This window comes from Hyphococcus sp. (assembly GCF_965267305.1).
In the GTDB taxonomy this organism is placed as follows: domain Bacteria; phylum Pseudomonadota; class Alphaproteobacteria; order Caulobacterales; family Parvularculaceae; genus Hyphococcus.
In genome coordinates, this window is sequence record NZ_OZ253945.1 from 2,288,206 (window position 1) to 2,305,574 (window position 17,369).

A 17,369-nucleotide genomic window follows, 5' to 3' on the forward strand; every position below is an offset into this window, starting at 1 on the left:
CCTAAACGTCCAACGCCGCCGACAGCGCGTTCTCCTGAATAAACTCCCGGCGCGGTTCGACGATGTCGCCCATGAGCCGCGAGAAGATATCGTCGGCGTCGTCCGCCTCTTTCACCTTCACCTGTAAGAGCACGCGCGCATTCTCATCGAGCGTCGTCTCCCAGAGCTGCTCCGGGTTCATTTCGCCGAGACCCTTGTAGCGCTGGACCGAAACGCCTTTCTCGCCGGCGGTGCGCGCGGCGCGCAGGAGGCTGTTCGGACCCGTCACCCGCGCCCGCTGATCCTTGCGCGTCCATGTGGCCGGCTTGTCGAAGGCGTCGGCGAGCCCTTCCATCCCCGCCTGCACTTTCTTGGCGTCGGCGGAGAGGAGCAGATCGCGCGGCAGCGCATGTGTTTCCTTGACGCCGCGCAATTCGCGCTCGAAGAGATAGCCGCCCTCGCCGTCGGGCGCGCCTTTCCAGCCGGTTTCAAATTCATCCGCCACCATGTCGAGGCGCGCCGCCACCTTGTCGGCGAGCGCCTGCGCCTCTGCGCTGTCATCGGGCGCCTCGGACAAGGCGCGCGCAAGCGCGGCCTGCACAATGATGTCGCGGTTGAAGCGCTGCGGAAATTCGTCGATAGCGTCGCGGACTTTGCGCGCCTTGGCGACAAGTTCCGCAAGATCCGGTCCTGCGATCATCTCGCCAGTCTCAAGCATCAGCGAGGCTTCCGAGATGCCTTCGGCAAAGAGGTGATCGTTTAGCGCCTTGTCGTCGAGGAGATATTGCTCCGACTTGCCGCGCGAGACTTTGTAGAGCGGCGGCTGGGCGATGAAGAGATGGCCGCGGCGAATGATCTCCGGCATTTGCCGGAAGAAGAAGGTCAACAACAAGGTGCGGATATGTGCGCCGTCGACATCGGCGTCGGTCATGATGACGATCTTGTGGTAACGCAGCTTGTCCGCGTCGAAATCGTCCCGGCCGATGCCGGTGCCGAGCGCGGTGATGAGCGTGCCGATTTCCTGGCTGGAGAGCATCTTGTCGAAGCGGGCGCGCTCGACGTTCAAGATTTTGCCGCGCAGGGGCAGAACCGCCTGATTTTCGCGGTTCCGCGCCTGTTTGGCCGAACCGCCGGCGGAATCGCCCTCGACGATGAAAAGCTCGGAGCGCGCCGGATCGCGCTCCTGACAGTCGGCGAGCTTGCCCGGCAGGGACGCGACATCTAGCGCCGATTTGCGCCGCGTCAGTTCGCGCGCCTTCCTCGCCGCTTCACGGGCCGCGGCGGCTTCGGCGATTTTCTGGACAATGCGCTTGCCCTCGCCGGGATTTTCCTCAAACCACTCGCCGAGCTTTTCATTCACGGCGCCTTCGACGACAGGCCGCACTTCGGAGGAGACGAGCTTGTCTTTCGTCTGCGACGAGAATTTCGGATCGGGCACCTTCACCGAAAGGACGCAGGTCAACCCCTCACGCGCATCGTCGCCGGTCAGCGTCACCTTTTCCTTTTTGGCAATGCCCGAGGTCTGCGAATAGTTGTTGATAATGCGCGTCAGCGCCGCCCGGAAACCGGCGAGGTGCGTGCCGCCATCGCGCTGCGGAATGTTGTTGGTGAAACACAGCACTTTTTCGTGGTAGCTGTCGTTCCACCACATGGCGACATCGACAGTGAGCCCGTCGCGTTCGACCGCAAAAGAAATCGGCTTGTCGATAAGCGGCGCCTTGGCGTCGTCGAGATAGCGCACGAACGCCTCGAGCCCGCCTTCATACATCATCGATTCCGTGCGCGTTTCGACATGGCGCTTGTCGATGAGCTTGATCGAAACACCGGAATTCAGGAATGCAAGTTCGCGCAGGCGGTGTTCCAACGTGTCGAAATCGAATTCGATGCCGGTGAAGATTTTGTCGGACGGCAGGAAGGTCACTTCCGTCCCGGTCTTGATGGCGTCGCCCACCACTTCAAGATCGGCCTCGGGCTCGCCCATCTTGAAACGCATGAAATGTTCTTTGCCGTTGCGGCGGATGCGCAATTCAAGCGTTTCGGAAAGCGCGTTCACCACCGAAACGCCGACGCCGTGAAGACCGCCGGAAACCTTGTAAGAGTTCTGGTCGAACTTCCCGCCCGCGTGAAGCTGGGTCATGATGACCTGCGCGGCGGAAACCCCTTCTTCCGGGTGAATGTCCGTCGGAATGCCGCGGCCATTGTCCGTCACGGTGACGGACCCGTTTTCGTTCAAGATGACTTCGACCGTGTCGCAATAGCCCGCGAGCGCTTCGTCGATGGCGTTGTCGACGACTTCATAGACCATGTGATGCAGGCCCGAACCGTCATCGGTGTCGCCGATATACATGCCCGGCCTTTTGCGAACGGCGTCGAGGCCTTTCAGCACCTTGATAGAGCCGGCGCCATATTCCTCAGCGCCCGATGCGGGCTTTTGATCTTCAGGTTGGTTGGCTGCGGCGTTTTCCGCCATGGTTATTTTCTTTCTTTATTTTACGTCAGTTGCAGGTCGCGAACGGCGCCGCCGGACACGTCAAAGTGCTGGGCGCGCGGGCCCCAGGCGTCGAACAGGGACTTGTCCGTCCCTGTCATGAACGCCTGAAAGCCGAGATCGTCGAGAATGGAAAAGAGCGCCGCCCGTCGTCCTTCGTCGAGATGGGCGGCAATCTCATCCAGTAACAATATAAGCGGCGCTTGTGGGTCTGAAAGGCTGAGCGCCCGCGCATTGGCGAGCACAAGGCCGATCAGGAGCGCTTTTTGTTCGCCGGTGGAGCACAGCCTTGCGGGCCGGCCCTTGGCGCGGTGCGTCACCATAAGATCGCTGCGGTGCGGGCCGGAAAGCGCCCGTCCCGCCTCCGCATCGCGGCGGCGGCGCGCACGCAGGGTTTCCGTAAATTCCTGTTCGACATCGTCACGCGCCGCAGATTTGAGCGCCGTTTCAAGCTCGCCCTCAAGCGCCAGATCGGCGTCCGGGAAAACACTGTCTTCCGAGGTGACTTCCGCCGCCTCAAGCCGCGAGACCATGGCCCGGCGCGCAGCAGCGATGGCGACGCCTGCTTCGGCCATCTGCGCTTCCACCGCTGTCAGCCAGTTGTCGTCGCGCGCGCCATCTTCGAGCAGCCGCTGGCGCTGGCGCATCGCCTGTTCATAGGCGTTGGAACGGCGGCCATGTGCCGGATCGTGCGCCAGCGTCATGCGGTCGAGAAATTTGCGCCGCTCGCCCGCGCCTTCCATGAACAGCCGGTCCTGCGCCGGCGTCAGCCACATGAAACGCAAATGATCGGCGAAGGCGCCAGGCCCTGAGGCGTCGCGATCGTCGATGCGGCAGATGCGCCGCGCAGGGTTCGACGCGGCGGCGCCGACGCCGAAGCGCCGCTCATCCTCGCCATCGTCAACGCGCGCGGAGACCGCCCAGCCGCCATCGCCGTCAATGCGCGGCAACTCGTCGAGCCGCGCGCCACGGACGCCGCGCCCCGGTCCGATCAAGGAGATCGCTTCGAGGATATTGGTTTTGCCGGCGCCATTGGGGCCGGAGAGTGTTGCAGGCCGACCGTCGAAAGAAACGTCAGCGCGCGCATAGGAACGAAAATCGGTCACAGTGAGCCGCGTGATGCGCGCGCGCTTTACCGCCGGCGCATCCTCTGCGCTATCCCAATTCCTGACTGCGGCTTCGCTCAAGATCAGACCCTTAGCGGCATCAACACATAAAGCGCGCGCTCGTCCTCTTCGTCGAGAATGACGGTGGGCGAGGACGGATCGGCGAGCTTGAAGGTCGCGGTTTCGCCGTCGACCTGCTGCGCCACATCGAGGAGGTACCGGGCGTTGAACCCGATCTCCAACGGATCGCCGCCATAATCGACGGAAAGCTCCTCCAGAGCGGAGCCCGCTTCCGGATTGTTCACGGTAAGGCGCAGCCGGTCCGCTTCAAGCGCGAGCTTCACCGAGCGCGTGCGATCAGCAGAGACGGTCGAGACGCGGTCGACGGCCTGCGCGAAATCCTTGGTTTCGACGCGCAGGATGTTGGTGTTGTTCTTCGGAATGACGCGCTCGTAATCGGGGAACGAACCGTCAATGAGTTTCGACGTCAGATAACCGGCGCCGAAGCCGAAACGGATTTTCGCCGGCGACACGGCGATCTCGACATTCTCCTCTGCATCCTCAAGCAGTCGTCCGAGCTCCGCGATCGCCTTGCGCGGCACGATGACCCCCGGCATGGCGGAGGCGCCGTCCGGCAGGGGCGCGTCGATGCGCGCGAGCCGGTGGCCGTCCGTCGCCGCGGCGCGCAACGCCGGCGCGTCGCCGTCATGCGCATGCAGATAAACGCCATTGAGATAATAGCGCGTCTCCTCCTGCGACATGGCGAACCGCGCCTTGCCGAGCAGGCGGCGCAGATCAGCGGTGGGCATGGAGAAGCGCGTTTCGAGATCGTCGGTTGAGAGGCTCGGGAAATCGTCTTCGGGCAGAACCGCAAGCGCAAATTGCGAACGCCCCGACGAAACCTGAAGCCGCCCCTCATCGCTCGAAAGCTCAAGACGCACCTGCGCTCCGTCGGGCAAACGCTTGACGATCTCAAAGAGCGTGAGCGCGGACACCGTGGTCGCGCCCTTGCCCGCCACATCCGCCGGCGCCTCTTCGGAGATTTCAATATCGAGATCCGTCGCGGTGAGGGTCAGCGCGCCGCCCTGGGCCTGCAACAGCACGTTCGACAGGATCGGGATCGTGTTCCGCCGCTCCACAACGCTTTGCACATGCCCCAGCGCCTTGGACAGGGCCGACCGTTCAATCGTAACTTTCATATGCGGAATGCTCTCTCGAAAATGCTGCCTGCGATATATTGCCAGATGCGGCGGATATGCGCCGGAAAATCAGCCAGGAAACGCCGTTCAAAAAGCCCTTCGTTCCGGCGCTCCAGCGCCGGTGGGAAAAGGCGCGAAAACAGCGAATCGAAAGGCGAAAAACCCTTTGTGAGTATAGCCGAAACGGCCCCTAAAAAGCTAGCGCCGGCGCGCATTTCGCGGGCCGGCGCCGTGTTTCCACAATGTTGTTTTTACGCGGCTTTTCAGCCCGCAAATCCGTGGCCGAAATCAGCCCTCAAGGGCCTCGCGAATCCGCTTCACGCCGTCCTGAAACGCCTTGTCGCGCTCGATCAGGGCCTGCGCCCGGCGATAGGAGGACATAACCGTCGTGTGATCGCGTTTCAGGGCTTTCCCGATGCGCGGAAAAGACTCCTTCAACACCTCACGGGCGCACCAGACCACCGCATGGCGGGCGCGGACAATGCGCTGGGGCTGGGAGCGGCCGGTCATGTCCTCAAGCTTTAGGCCAAACGCTTCCGCTCCCGCCGCAATGGCGTCATCGACGGTGGCGGCGCGGCGGCGGTCGTCGAGGCGAGACTTCAGGACCGATTTCGCCTCATCGAGATCGACGACGACCTCCTCGGAGCCATACATCAGCAAAAGCTGGTTAAGGGCCCCAATAGTTTCCCGGGTCGACTGGGTGAATGTCCGGGCGATATAGGCAAGCGCCTCGTCGGAGATCCGGCAGGCCGCAGGGCTTTGCTCCAAGCGCTTTTTGAGGACCGCAAGGCGCAGGCTCTCATCCCCCGGATGGATGGGGGCGCAAATGCCGCCGGCGAGCCGGTCGGCGAGACGCTGGTTGATGCCGGCTTCAGCCAGTTTGGCTGGCGGAAGCTCTCCTGCGATGACAACCTGTTTGCCGCTGTCGAGCGCTGCGTCGATCACGATCAGTAGTTCCTCCTGTGTGCGGTTTTTGCCGTTCAAAAAATGGATGTCGTCAAAGCCCAGAAAGCCGAACGACAAGAGCGCCTTATGCAGGGCGGCGGTGGAATTCGACCAGACCGCGCTGACGCAGGCGTTGGAAAGATTGTTGTAGGTGACATAGCCCGCTTCGCCGCGGCTCTGATCCTGCGACCAGGCATGAGCGATCGCCTGCAACAGATGCGTCTTGCCGACGCCCGAGGGCCCGTAGAAGTAAATCAGCTCGCGGGCGCGGCCTTCGGACAGCGCCTCCTGCGCCGCAGCCCAGGCGATGCGATTGGAGGAATGAACCGCGAAGGCGTCGAACGTTCTGCGCGGGTCCAGCGCGGTCGCGAGCCCCTCGAAGGTCGCTGAGTCTTTGGCCTCTTTCGCGCGCGGCTTGAGCGCGGGGACCGGCGCCGTCTCCGCCGCACGCTGCTCTTCCTGCGCATCGATGCGCGCGGCATGTTCGCTCAATCTGTTTTTGAGCACGGTGAGGCGCATTTTACGAAAAGGGCCTACTTCCTTGCGCCATGTGTCTTCAAGAACCGGGAAGAAGCGGTGATCGAGCATGTCGCGCTTCGTCTCGGAATCCGTGGACAGCGTCACGCATTCTTCGCTGTAGTCCTCAAGACCGAGATCCTTAAACCAGGATACATATTTTGCATCGCCGACGCGCAGACGCAGCGCCGCATGGTAACGCTTAAACAATTCCAACTGGCTGTCCCGCCCGCTCATTTCTTTGTCGTTGTCCATTTTTCAAGCCGCCCAAATTTGAAGGTCAAATTCCCCCATTTGCCCCGGGCCGTCCCCGCCCCCGCGCAAATATTTTCAATTTAACGATGTGATCAGAATGCCGGACTCAAAACCGGCAGGAAAATATCGGGTTACGTCAGAAGACCCGCGACGACCATAATTTCAATATCAGAAAACAGGTATGGAAGAGAGCCGCCGCTTTTCATTTTTATATCCCCGACTTCTTAAGCCAAAGCGTGCCTACGCGGCAGCCGTTACGATGGGAGACGAAACGGCCGACCAAAACACCGATCAAAACTGTAACTGATAGCGCGGAAATTCGTCCGCACGCGTCATATCGACGAAACCAGTCTAGAGAAAATTAAGGATAAAGGTCAAGCGTTGATTCGCTTTTCAGGCGAGCTTTGTGTAGTTTTTTTTACGCTGATTTCGTTGCGAAACATCAATGAAAATCACGCTTTCAGCAAAAACAAATCGTTACGGCGCAAAGCCTACACTGAGAGCGAACGCGCAATCAATGCGTAACGCATGTCGTGCGCGTGAGCTAAATTTTTTTAGTCTGCAAAAACAAAGCGCGCCCGCAAAAAATGCGCGCGCGCTTTTTAAAAACCAAAACTGAAACTCGAAATTATCTGTTACGCAGCGAGCGCTTTAATGCGTGAAGAAAGACGCGAGAGTTTTCGCGCAACCGTCTTCTGATGAAACACGCCCTTGGTTACAGCACGATGCATTTCAGGTTGCGCGTTTTTAAACGCGGCTTCCGCAGCAGCTTTATTGCCGGATGCAATCGCTTCTTCAACTTTGCGCAGGAAAGTCCGGACGCGCGAACGGCGGGATTTGTTCACTGCCGTGCGCCGCGCGATCTTGCGGACCATCTTTTTCGCTGACGATGTGTTAGCCATGTTTCGTCACTCAATCCCTGAGGTAAATCTTCCATGCGCCCGGGGCCTTCCCCATTCGAGCGCGAGCGGCGGTCTATAGACCCGGGAAAAGGGGGCGTCAACAGCGGAAAGAGCCTTAATTTCCGCACATATTAACGCTGGCAGGAGGGGCAGAAAAAGGTCGACCGGCCGCTCTGGACGATCCGCATAATCTCTTTGTCGCAATAACGACAATTCTCGCCTTCCCGGTCATAAACATCGAAGCGGTGCTGGAAATAGCCAAGCCCGCCATCCGCCGCAGCGAAGTCCCTGAGACTTGATCCGCCGGCCTCGATAGCCTCCCGCAAGACAGCGACAATTTCGCCATAAAGCCGGTCGGAGCGCTTCCCGGCGACTGAGGCGGCCTTGCGCCTGGGCGAAACGCCGGCCCTGTAGAGCGCCTCACAGACATAGATGTTGCCGAGGCCCGCCACGACCCTCTGGTCGAGGAGCGCGGCCTTGATCGGCGCCGACTTGCCCCGGAGCGCCTCCTTCAGGGCCGCGGCTGAGAAGGCGTTCCCTAGCGGCTCGGGCCCCATCCCGATGAAATGCCGGCAAGTTTCCAGCTCTCCCGCCGGGACGATATCCATGAACCCGAAGCGCCGCGGATCATTATAGGTGATCCGGGCGGGCCGTCCGCCTTCCATCGTAAAAACCACATGGTCGTGCGTTGGATCGCACTGCTGCGCGAGCGCGAACTGGCCAGGACGCAACTTGCCTGCCTCCCCGGGAACGGTTTCCGCGATCGTGAAGCGGCCGGACATGCCGAGATGCATGATAAGGCTTTCGCCCGACGAAAGATGCGCGATCAGATATTTGCCCCGGCGGTCGAGACGTTCGAGGCGCTGGCCTGTGAGCCTCGCCGCGAAGTCGTGCGGCAACACAAATCGCAGATCCGGCCGGCGCGTTTCGACGCTGGCGAATACCGCGCCCGCCATCACCGGCTCAAGGCCGCGGCGGACGGTTTCAACCTCCGGCAGTTCCGGCATTCACTTGCACTCCTGCAAAGCGCACCAAGTTCACTCTAAATAACCCTTTGCTCCAGTTAAAGTAATTGCCCCGGCGCCATTGAACCGCTAGCGTTTCCCATCACTAAGGGGGCGATCTAGAGGGGCACATGACAGAAATGGATTTCAAGGCGCCGCAGGCGCAGGGCGATGCGCTTGCCATAAATAACGCATCACGCATTTTGCCGATGCTTTGGATAGGGTTTTACACGACTCTTCTCAACATCGTGACATTGACGCTGTTCCGTTTCTGGGGCCGCACTCATTTCCGCCGGCGCCTCTGGTCGGACACGACCGTTGGCGGCGAACCGCTGGAATATACCGGCAAAGGGCTGGAGCTCTTTATCGGCTTTTTCATCGCCATTTTCACCCTGATGCTGCCTTTCGCGGGCATCCTGCTTGCCGGCCAACTCTTTTTAGGGCCGGAGCTCTTGGCGGCGCTGCTTCTGCCGCTCTATCTGGTGCTGTTCTTCGTCATGGGCGTCGCGATCTTTCTGGCGCGCCGGTATCATCTTTCACGCACGCGGCTGCGGGGCATCCGCTTCGCCCAGACCGGATCGGCGACGGGATATGGCGCAGCGACGCTCGGCTATCTCCTGCTCACCGGCATAACGCTTGGCTGGTACGGTCCGGCGGCGCGCATCCGTCTTTCCAGAAAATTGTGGAACGGGGCATGGTTCGGCAGCGAACAGTTCCGCTTCGAAGACACGCCCGAAGCTGCAAAAGAACCCGTCTATGCGAGCTTCGCCCTTGCCTGGGTCGGATCGCTTGTCGCTTATGGACTCTGGGCGTTCTGGTTTTTCAGCACCTTTGGCGAGATCGCTGTGGAAACGGGCGGCGCGCCCGGAATCGAATTCATCCTCGCGCTTTACGGGTCCATGATCCCGTTGATCCTTGTCATCGGGCTTTTCGTTTGCTGGCATGAAGCCGTGATGATCCGCCGCATCGTCAAAAGCCTCAGCGTCGCCGGCGCAAAATTCTCGAACCGCATGAGCACTTTCGACATTCTTGAACTGACCATCACGAATATCCTGCTGTTTGTGTTCACGCTCGGCTTCGGCTTCATGGCGGTGCAAATGCGGGTCTGGAAGCGCATCGCCAATCGCATGGAACTGCATGGAGAAGTGGATTTCTCCGCTATTGAGCAGACGACGCAAGCGGCGCCGAAACAGGGCGAAGGGCTTGCGGACGGTCTCGATATCATCTCGAATTTCTGATGAGCCACGAACCCGAATTCGACGCACGCTACTTCGACGGCAAAAGCGGACACGCGCAAACAGCGCGTGTCCGCATCCTTCGCGAAGGCCTTAATATAGAGACCGAACAGGAAACCGCTCTTTGGCGCTGGCCTGATCTCGAACCTGGGCCTAAATCCGCCAATGACATCCGCATCGGCAACAGAAAAACGCCGGATGCGGTGCTGGTGCTGCCGGCGGCGGCGCGCCAGGCGCTGCACGACGCCGCGCCGCATATCTTTTCCGGCGTGCGCGAACGCAACCGGATGACAGCGCTCATTGTCGCGCTGGTCATCGGGGCCGGCGCTGTCAGCGGGCTTTTGTTTTTCGGCGTTCCCGCCGCATCAGGCCCTTTGGCGCATCGCACGCCAAAGGATCTGGAGATGCAGATCGGCGAGAACCTTGCGGCGCAGATCAACACATTTCTCAAGCCTTGCGCCTCGGAACAGACATTAAATGAAATTAGGCCGGTCATTGACGATCTTGCGGAAAAGGCTGACGCCGGCTTTCCGATCCGGTTTCAGTTCGTAAGAGCGACAGCGCCGAACGCGATCGCGCTCCCCGGCGGGCAAGTGATGGCGACGTCAGGATTGCTCGACGCCGTCGGCGAAGATCAGGAAGCGTTTCTCGCCGTCATCGCCCATGAGCTTGGCCATGTTCGCGCCCGCGACGGCATGCAGGCGGTTTATCGCAACGCCGGGTTAGGCGCCGCCCTGGAGATTATCACCGGAGGCTCCGGCGCCGCGCAGCAAGCCGTTCTGGTGAGCGGACAATTAAACCAGCTACGCCATACGCGCATACAGGAGACGGCCGCGGATGAAGCCGCAATGGAAATCCTCAAAACCGCTGGTCATGACCCGTCGTCGCTCGCCAGAGCATTCGACGCAATCACCGGTTACTATTACGAAGAAAACAAGAGCGAGCGATCCCTGCCCGCCTGGCTGCGCACGCATCCGGACACGGACAAACGCATAGACGCCGCAAATGCGCGCAAATCGGCGCCAGGCCCGCTCCCGCTCTCGGAGACGGAATGGAAGAAAGTCCTGGGGGCTTGTTCGGCCGGGAATTCTGACGGCTAAAAAGAAAACGCCCCCGCATTGCTGCGGGGGCGCTTATGCCGAACGCGAATAGTCGCGTTAGTCGTCTTTTTTCTGGCCCTTGAGGGCGGCGCCAAGAATGTCGCCGAGGGAAGCGCCGGAATCCGCCGAACCATACTGTTCCACGGCTTCTTTTTCTTCCGCGACTTCGCGGGCCTTGATCGAGACGTTGATGCGGCGCGTCTTGGAGTCGATGGAGGTGACGCGCGCGTCGATCTTGTCGCCGATGGCGAAACGCTCAGGCCGCTGTTCGGAGCGGTCTTTCGACAGGTCCGATTTGCGGATGAAGGCTTTCGGGCCGTCCGAGCCGCCGATCTGGACCTCGATGCCGCCGCTTTCGATGGCGGTGACGGTGCAGGTGACGTCGGCGCCGCGCGAAATATCGCCGATCGCGTCCATCGGATCGTTGCCGACCTGTTTGACGCCGAGCGAGATGCGTTCCTTTTCCGGATCGACATCGAGGACTTTGGCCTGAATGGTCTGGCCCTTCTGATAGTCCTTGATCGCGTCTTCGCCGGAACGGTTCCAGTCGAGGTCGGAAAGGTGGACCATGCCGTCCATCTCTTCGTTGAGACCGACGAACAGACCGAACTCGGTGATGTTCTTGATCTCGCCTTCGATCATGGAGCCGATCGGGTGTTCTTCGGCGAAGCGCTCCCACGGATTGTCGGCGCACTGTTTGAGGCCGAGCGAAATGCGGCGCTTCTGTTCGTCGACTTCGAGCACCATGACTTCGACTTCCTGAGAGGTCGACACGATTTTGCCCGGATGGACGTTCTTCTTCACCCAGCTCATTTCGGAGACGTGGACGAGGCCTTCGATGCCGTCTTCAAGCTCCACGAACGCGCCGTAATCGGTGATGTTCGTGACTTTGCCGTTGAACTTGGCGCCGACCGGATATTTCGCCGCAACGCCTTCCCACGGATCAGGCGTAAGCTGCTTGATGCCGAGCGAGATGCGGTGCGTTTCGGGATTGATCTTGATGATCTTGACGCGCACGGTGTCGTTGACGCCGAGCACTTCCGACGGGTGATTGACGCGCGACCAGGACATGTCGGTAACGTGCAGAAGACCATCAACGCCCGGCGCGAGTTCGACGAACGCGCCGTATTCGGTGATGTTCTTCACAACGCCTTCGCGCTCATCCCCCTCGTTCAGTTCCTTGACGACTTCCTGACGCTGTTCGGCGCGGTCTTCTTCAAGAATGGCGCGGCGCGAAACAACGATGTTGCCGCGGCGCTTGTCCATTTTCAAAATGCGGAAAGGCTGCGGGATGTTCATCAGCGGGCCGGCGTCGCGCACAGGGCGGATGTCGACCTGGCTGCCCGGAAGGAATGCGACAGCGCCGCCGAGATCGACGGTGAAACCGCCCTTGACGCGGTTGAAAATTTCGCCGTCGACGCGTTCGCCTTTTTCGAAGGTTTTTTCGAGACGGTCCCAGGCTTCCTCGCGGCGCGCCTTTTCGCGGCTGATCACCGCTTCGCCATTGGCGTTCTCGACGCGCTCAACGAAGACTTCGACCGTATCGCCGACGCTGAGGTCGGCAGGCCTGCCGGGTTGGGAGAATTCTTTGAGAGGGACGCGGCCCTCGGTTTTCAAACCGACATCGATGACGGCGACGTCTTTTTCGATGGCGGTGATTTTGCCTCTGACGACCGTATCTTCAAAATCCTGGCGGTCGATGAGTGAGGCTTCGAGCATTTCCGCGAAATCGTCGCGGGACGGGTTAAGGGTTTCAGACACGAGTGTCATTTCTCCAGTTCATCAGCTTTTAAGTGCCAACCGGTTTATCCGGCGGTCTTTCCAACGGGTTGAACCCGCCGGACAATGGAGCCGAGTTAAAGTTATGACGGCGCAAATTCCGGATAGACGGACACAAAAACACGTTTTCAGATAACTTGTCGGCGGGGGCTGAAAAGCTTCAGCCGCAGCGCCGGAAAACGCCGTCAATCACGCGGCGCGCCGCCGCGAAGGCCGCGTCTATAGACAAATGAGTCGTGTCTAGCAACTCCGCATCGTCGGCCGCCGCCATGGGCGCGTCGTCGCGAGCCGCATCCCGTGCGTCCCGTTCCAGAAGGTCCTGATAAATCTCGGATTCTTCGAGGCCCGGGCGGGAGGGCTCAAGCTCCAGCCAGCGCCGGCGGGCGCGGATTTTGGGGCTCGCCGTGACGAAGAACTTCACCGTGGCGTCCGGACAGACCACCGTGCCGATGTCGCGGCCGTCGAGAACCGCCCCCGGGGCCCCTTTCGGCGGCTTCTGGGCGAAGCGCCGCTGAAAATCGAGCAGCGCCGCCCGAACCGCCTTGTTGGCGGCGACAACGCTCGCCGCCGCCCCCACTTCCTTGGTGCGGATGTCAGCGCCGGCGATTTTCTCGATGGCGTAATCCCGAGCCGCCGCGGCGGCCGTTTCAGGATCGGCCGGGTCGCCGCCTTCATTCATCACCACCCAGGCGACGCCGCGATAGAGCGTGCCGGTGTCGAGATGCGCGAACCCGTAATGGTCGGAAATGAGACGCGCCAGCGTGCCCTTGCCAGAGGCGGCGGGGCCGTCGAGCGCGATCACGATGGATGAAGTCCCGGATGCGTCAGTCATCGGGAGGTCACTTATGCGGAAGGCCCCGCCCATGGCAAGGCGCAGTTGCTCAAACCGGACCCAAATCGGCGCCAAGCGACGTCATCAGTGCAAAAAAATTGGGGAAGCTGGTGGCGATCATGGAGGCGTCGTCGACCTCCACGGTTTTTTCTGCGGCCAGCCCCGCCACGAGAAAGCTCATGGCGATGCGGTGATCGTGATGGGTCTTGATGAGCGCGCCGCCCTTCAAAGGCTGGCCCTTGCCGCGCACGCGCAGCCAGTCGGGTCCGCTCGCCGCATCGCCGCCGATGGCCGCGAGCCCCGCCTCAACCGACGCGATGCGGTCGCTTTCCTTCACGCGCAATTCTTCAAGCCCGAACATCTTAGTCTCGCCATGGGCGTGCGCGGCGATGATGGCGAGGATCGGATATTCGTCGATCATCGACGGCGCGCGGTCGGCCGGAACCTCGACGCCATGCAGCACCGAATGACGTGCGCGAATATCGGCCACCGGTTCGCCGTTTTCTTCGCGCTCGTTTTCAAACGCGATGTCGGCGCCCATTTCCTTCAGCGTCTGGTAAATCCCCGTCCGCAGCGGATTGACCAGAACGCCTTTCACGGTGACGTCGGAGCCTGGCGTGATCAGCGCCGCCGCGACCGGAAACGCCGCGGAGGATGGATCGCCCGGCACAGTGACATCGCAAGCGGTGAGGGATTGCCCCCCTGCGATCTCGATGAAGCGCCCGCCCTCGCCGTCCGGCGTCATGGAGAGCTTCGCCCCGAACGCCGCCAGCATCCGCTCCGTATGATCGCGGCAAAGCTCCGGCTCATGCACCCGGGTCACGCCTTCAGCGCCCAGAGCGGCCAGAAGGATCGCCGATTTCACTTGGGCCGAAGGGGTCGCGAGCTTCACCTTGATGGCTTTTAGATCACTGGAGGCTTCGAGGGCGACCGGCAGACGCCCGTTTTCGTCGGTAGCCTCCAGGCCCATCATGCGCAGCGGCTCCAGCACCCGGCCCATGGGCCGCGAGCGCAATGAGACATCGCCGTCAAAGGTTGCGGCGACGCCCGCGCCGGCGGCGGCGCCCATGACGAGGCGGACGCCGGTGCCGGAATTGCCGAAATACAGGGCCTTTTCCGGCGCCGCCCAAGGCGCGCCCGTAACGCGCCACAAAGGCCCGTCACGCTCGACTTCCGCGCCGAGCATGCGCATGGCCGCGGCGGTCCTGAGCACATCGTCAGCCTCGAGAAGCCCCGTAATCCGGGTCTCACCCTTCGCAAGCGCCCCCAGAATAAGGGCGCGATGGGAAATGGACTTGTCCCCGGGGGCCGCCACAGCGCCGGCCAAAGGCCCGCTTCGGCGGGCGTCAGCCCGGCCATTAGCGGCGCCCGGCCCCCATGCCTTCTTCGCACTCATCTCTTCAGGCATCCTCCGCCCCGAAATCGGGCGCAATCCTTTTGACAGCCGCCCCCGCCCGTGGCAACAGGTCCGCTTTCATCGATCATACCCGAAAAGACGGCACCCATGACGAAACCAGAACTCGGCGTGAAACGCGATTGCCCCGAATGCGGCGCGCGCTTTTATGACCTCAATAAAGAACCCGCGCATTGTCCCAAATGCGACCATGAATTCACCCCCGAAGCGCTGTTGAAGCCTCGCCGCTCGCGCAAGGACGAGGAAGAGGAAACAACGGAAACGACGAAGAAATCCGAGAAGGAAACGACGCTGGAGAGCGCCGAGAAAGAAAAGCGCGCGCCCAAATCCAATCGCCGTCCCTCTCTCGATGAAGATAATGACGACGAAGAGGACGATGACGAATTGGCGGGCATCGGCGATCTCGACGTCGATCTCGATGACGACGACGAGGACGACGACAGCGGCCTTCTCGATGACGACGATGATGACGACATGACCTCCATCGTCAAAACCGGCGGCGAAGACGACGACTAGACTGGCTGGAGCCGCCAAAATCGTCTTGCATCGGCGGAACGGCGTCGCTAGGTTCCGCTGCCCGCGCCTCGGGAGAGGCGCAAAATCCGATGGGCGCGCCCCAAACGCGCCCGGAATGGCGTCGGGGCTATAGCTCAGTTGGGAGAGCGCTTGAATGGCATTCAAGAGGTCAGGGGTTCGACTCCCCTTAGCTCCACCATTTCTCTAAACTCACCGTCATGACAGATCATTCCGCCGCCGAACCCGAGGTGAAATACCTCTTCCCGACGCCCGTCATGGTGACGACGCTGACGAATGCCGAAACACTGAACGCCGCCTTGCGCGCCGCGATCGAAACGAAACGATCAGGCGACGCAGGCGTCCAGCGTTCAAACATTCTTGGCTGGCATTCTGATTCCGACATGCTGCGCTGGGGCGGCGACGCCGCCAAAACCCTTGCGCTGGAATGTCTGCGCCTCTGCGCCGCACGCACGGACGATCCGAAAATGCGGGGCGGCCAGCCGCGTTTTGAATTCGGCATCGAAATGTGGGCGAATATTTCGCCGCCCGGCGCATCGAACCAGGCCCACACGCATCCGGGCGCGCTCTGGTCCGCGGTTTATTACGTTGACGACGGCGGCGACCCCGATGCGTCGCTTGTTCTCATGGATCCGAACTATCCGCTGAACCGCATGTATGCGCCCGATCTCCGTTTTGTCGGCAAGGACGGAGAGACATTCCCGACGCAACACATGTTCGCGCCGACGCCCGGACGACTTGTTGTTTTTCCGTCATGGCTGTCGCACGCCGTCAAGCCGTGCAAAGGGCCCAACGAACGGATCTCCATCGCCATGAACATCACGACGGCCCCTGCTCGCCAGACGCCGCGCTGATATCCGTTCAGGAGGTGCAGGCGTTCGCGCTTGTGCAAAGCTGCACGCGCATGGAGCGGCGCGGCCAACGCGTCGCCGAGCTTTCGAAATTGATCGCGGGGATGATGATTTTCGAGATCTTGGAGCTGTAGGCGTAGGAAATTTCCGCCACCAGGATCGACGAGCCCGGGTCGATCAATGTCGCCGCTGGAAGATTGCCGAAATCGGCGCCTTTGGCGTAAGGCTCGCCGCCCGCATTATCCCGGCTCCAATGAACGATGGGATCGCCGTCGGGATCATTAATGACGCTGACGAGGCGGATGACGAGAGGCGCGCCATCGTCGTTGATGATTTGCGCCATGCCGTCGAAAAGATCGTCCGCGTCGGAGGTCAGGAGATTCGTTTCCTGCGAGGCGAGATCGACGAGCGTGTTGACCGCAAGAGTCACCTGACGATTGCGCGCCAGCGCGTCCGCGCTCTCCACAACGCCGAAAAAGAGAAACACCAGAATAGGCGCCACGAGCGCGAACTCAACCGCAGCAACGCCCGACTGGCAGGCCCGCCAGCGCCTTACAATATCCCTAGCGATGCCTTCTCTCCGCGCCATCACGATCCCTCGAACGGTTCATTGCGGAAGATGGAAACGGCGACGATCTCGCGGTCGCCATGTTTGGTTCGCTTGAGATTAAGACCAAGCCCCGGATTGATCGGCTTGTAAAGATAACAAACGCGAACACGGATAATGTCCCGCTGCACACCGTAGTCGCTGGCGCTGAACTGCGCTCCGGAGATGGACGGATCATCCTTGTCACGGCACTGGGGACTGGAAAGATCGCCGGCCAGCGCGGCAAAACTCGAAAATTTCGAAATGTCGATGGTGAGCTTTTCGTTGCAATCGCCGAAAGCGTCCACAACCTCGCAAATTTCATTGAAAAAGGCGTCCGCCGACATATCGCCGTTTTGCGCCTGGCCGGTCCGGATGAGGCGCGCAGCGTTGGCGTTCGCCTGTTGCACTGAAGTGGTGACGAAGAAATACCAGCCCGCCTCCATTATGGAGAAAATCAACGCCAGCAGTATGGGCGCGACCATGGCGAACTCCACGGCCGTCGAACCCTTCCGGTCCGCGAACAATGCTCTCGCCGATGGTTCCGACATTTTCCGCCCGCAATACGCCGGGCGGCTCCGCGCGGTGGATGCGCGCCGCCCTGCAGTCCCTGCGTTAACACCTATTGGGCCAGCGTTAAGGAA

At 61.0% G+C, this 17,369-nt stretch carries 15 protein-coding genes and 1 tRNA gene; 5 read left to right on the plus strand and 11 right to left on the minus strand.

Annotation, left to right across the window (positions count from 1 at the left end; all coding sequences use genetic code 11):
- Window position 1: 1 nt before the first annotated feature.
- The 6 genes from gyrB to mutM form a co-directional block, all read right to left on the minus strand.
- The gene (gene gyrB / locus ACQY5P_RS10760; protein WP_428406863.1) at window positions 2–2,449 is read right to left on the minus strand and encodes a DNA topoisomerase (ATP-hydrolyzing) subunit B; all 2,448 of its coding nucleotides are present in this window, start codon (window positions 2,447–2,449) and stop codon (window positions 2–4) included.
- Between the two features lie 20 nt (window positions 2,450–2,469).
- Complete coding sequence (gene recF / locus ACQY5P_RS10765; protein WP_428406864.1) at window positions 2,470–3,654, minus strand: DNA replication/repair protein RecF; 1,185 nt, start codon at window positions 3,652–3,654, stop codon at window positions 2,470–2,472.
- Window positions 3,655–3,656: 2 nt separating this feature from the next.
- A complete protein-coding gene (gene dnaN / locus ACQY5P_RS10770; RefSeq protein ID WP_428406865.1) occupies window positions 3,657–4,772 on the minus strand; it encodes a DNA polymerase III subunit beta in 1,116 nt (371 codons plus the stop codon).
- 288 nt (window positions 4,773–5,060) lie between these two features.
- Window positions 5,061–6,488: a DnaA ATPase domain-containing protein gene (locus tag ACQY5P_RS10775; protein ID WP_428406866.1), complete on the minus strand. Its 1,428-nt coding sequence runs from the start codon at window positions 6,486–6,488 to the stop codon at window positions 5,061–5,063.
- Between the two features lie 635 nt (window positions 6,489–7,123).
- Entirely contained in the window at window positions 7,124–7,390 is a 267-nt protein-coding gene (gene rpsT / locus ACQY5P_RS10780) for a 30S ribosomal protein S20 (RefSeq protein ID WP_428406867.1), read from the minus strand.
- A gap of 131 nt (window positions 7,391–7,521) precedes the next feature.
- Window positions 7,522–8,397 (minus strand): bifunctional DNA-formamidopyrimidine glycosylase/DNA-(apurinic or apyrimidinic site) lyase, encoded by an 876-nt coding sequence (gene mutM, locus ACQY5P_RS10785; RefSeq protein WP_428406868.1) that lies wholly within the window; start codon window positions 8,395–8,397, stop codon window positions 7,522–7,524.
- A 128-nt stretch (window positions 8,398–8,525) separates the two neighbouring features.
- Here mutM and ACQY5P_RS10790 point away from each other — a divergent pair, with 128 nt between their 5' ends.
- Together ACQY5P_RS10790 and ACQY5P_RS10795 are read left to right on the plus strand one after the other, a co-directional pair.
- Window positions 8,526–9,632 carry a YjgN family protein gene (locus ACQY5P_RS10790; RefSeq protein WP_428406869.1) on the plus strand — a complete coding sequence of 369 codons (1,107 nt, stop codon included), beginning with the start codon at window positions 8,526–8,528 and terminating at the stop codon, window positions 9,630–9,632.
- Window positions 9,632–10,729 carry a M48 family metallopeptidase gene (locus ACQY5P_RS10795; RefSeq protein ID WP_428406870.1) on the plus strand — a complete coding sequence of 366 codons (1,098 nt, stop codon included), beginning with the start codon at window positions 9,632–9,634 and terminating at the stop codon, window positions 10,727–10,729. The genes ACQY5P_RS10790 and ACQY5P_RS10795 overlap by 1 nt, the downstream gene beginning before the upstream one ends.
- Before the next feature lie 57 nt (window positions 10,730–10,786).
- Here the strand turns inward: ACQY5P_RS10795 and rpsA are convergent, their stop codons facing one another.
- From rpsA to aroA, 3 genes are all read right to left on the minus strand, one after another.
- Entirely contained in the window at window positions 10,787–12,499 is a 1,713-nt protein-coding gene (rpsA, locus tag ACQY5P_RS10800; RefSeq protein ID WP_428406871.1) for a 30S ribosomal protein S1, read from the minus strand.
- Window positions 12,500–12,668: 169 nt separating this feature from the next.
- Complete coding sequence (gene cmk, locus ACQY5P_RS10805) at window positions 12,669–13,340, minus strand: (d)CMP kinase (RefSeq protein ID WP_428406872.1); 672 nt, start codon at window positions 13,338–13,340, stop codon at window positions 12,669–12,671.
- 49 nt (window positions 13,341–13,389) lie between these two features.
- Window positions 13,390–14,736, minus strand: coding sequence for a 3-phosphoshikimate 1-carboxyvinyltransferase (gene aroA / locus ACQY5P_RS10810; protein WP_428406873.1), 1,347 nt, complete (start codon window positions 14,734–14,736; stop codon window positions 13,390–13,392).
- Window positions 14,737–14,844: 108 nt separating this feature from the next.
- Between aroA and ACQY5P_RS10815 the strand changes: the two genes are divergently transcribed.
- The 3 genes from ACQY5P_RS10815 to ACQY5P_RS10825 all read left to right on the plus strand — a co-directional run bounded on the left by ACQY5P_RS10815 (window position 14,845) and on the right by ACQY5P_RS10825 (window position 16,142).
- Window positions 14,845–15,270 carry a TIGR02300 family protein gene (locus ACQY5P_RS10815; protein WP_428406874.1) on the plus strand — a complete coding sequence of 142 codons (426 nt, stop codon included), beginning with the start codon at window positions 14,845–14,847 and terminating at the stop codon, window positions 15,268–15,270.
- 123 nt (window positions 15,271–15,393) lie between these two features.
- Window positions 15,394–15,469 (plus strand) — tRNA-Ala (locus ACQY5P_RS10820).
- A 19-nt stretch (window positions 15,470–15,488) separates the two neighbouring features.
- Entirely contained in the window at window positions 15,489–16,142 is a 654-nt protein-coding gene (locus ACQY5P_RS10825) for a TIGR02466 family protein (RefSeq protein WP_428406875.1), read from the plus strand.
- 7 nt (window positions 16,143–16,149) lie between these two features.
- On the opposite strand, the gene ACQY5P_RS10830 is transcribed toward ACQY5P_RS10825, so the two are convergent.
- A complete protein-coding gene (locus ACQY5P_RS10830) occupies window positions 16,150–16,728 on the minus strand; it encodes a TadE/TadG family type IV pilus assembly protein (protein ID WP_428406876.1) in 579 nt (192 codons plus the stop codon).
- On the minus strand, window positions 16,728–17,276 hold the full coding sequence (locus tag ACQY5P_RS10835) for a TadE/TadG family type IV pilus assembly protein (protein ID WP_428406877.1): 549 nt from the start codon (window positions 17,274–17,276) through the stop codon (window positions 16,728–16,730). The genes ACQY5P_RS10830 and ACQY5P_RS10835 overlap by 1 nt, the downstream gene beginning before the upstream one ends.
- Window positions 17,277–17,369 lie beyond the last annotated feature (93 nt).

Coding starts and splice junctions, on each gene's coding strand:
- gyrB (WP_428406863.1), bottom strand. CDS start 2,449: ATGGCGGAAAACGCCGCAGCCAACCAACCTGAAGATCAAAAGCCCGCA.
- dnaN (WP_428406865.1), bottom strand. CDS start 4,772: ATGAAAGTTACGATTGAACGGTCGGCCCTGTCCAAGGCGCTGGGGCAT.
- ACQY5P_RS10775 (WP_428406866.1), bottom strand. CDS start 6,488: ATGGACAACGACAAAGAAATGAGCGGGCGGGACAGCCAGTTGGAATTG.
- rpsT (WP_428406867.1), bottom strand. CDS start 7,390: ATGGCTAACACATCGTCAGCGAAAAAGATGGTCCGCAAGATCGCGCGG.
- mutM (WP_428406868.1), bottom strand. CDS start 8,397: ATGCCGGAACTGCCGGAGGTTGAAACCGTCCGCCGCGGCCTTGAGCCG.
- ACQY5P_RS10790 (WP_428406869.1), top strand. CDS start 8,526: ATGACAGAAATGGATTTCAAGGCGCCGCAGGCGCAGGGCGATGCGCTT.
- ACQY5P_RS10795 (WP_428406870.1), top strand. CDS start 9,632: ATGAGCCACGAACCCGAATTCGACGCACGCTACTTCGACGGCAAAAGC.
- rpsA (WP_428406871.1), bottom strand. CDS start 12,499: ATGACACTCGTGTCTGAAACCCTTAACCCGTCCCGCGACGATTTCGCG.
- cmk (WP_428406872.1), bottom strand. CDS start 13,340: ATGACTGACGCATCCGGGACTTCATCCATCGTGATCGCGCTCGACGGC.
- aroA (WP_428406873.1), bottom strand. CDS start 14,736: ATGAGTGCGAAGAAGGCATGGGGGCCGGGCGCCGCTAATGGCCGGGCT.
- ACQY5P_RS10815 (WP_428406874.1), top strand. CDS start 14,845: ATGACGAAACCAGAACTCGGCGTGAAACGCGATTGCCCCGAATGCGGC.
- ACQY5P_RS10825 (WP_428406875.1), top strand. CDS start 15,489: ATGACAGATCATTCCGCCGCCGAACCCGAGGTGAAATACCTCTTCCCG.
- ACQY5P_RS10830 (WP_428406876.1), bottom strand. CDS start 16,728: ATGGCGCGGAGAGAAGGCATCGCTAGGGATATTGTAAGGCGCTGGCGG.
- ACQY5P_RS10835 (WP_428406877.1), bottom strand. CDS start 17,276: ATGTCGGAACCATCGGCGAGAGCATTGTTCGCGGACCGGAAGGGTTCG.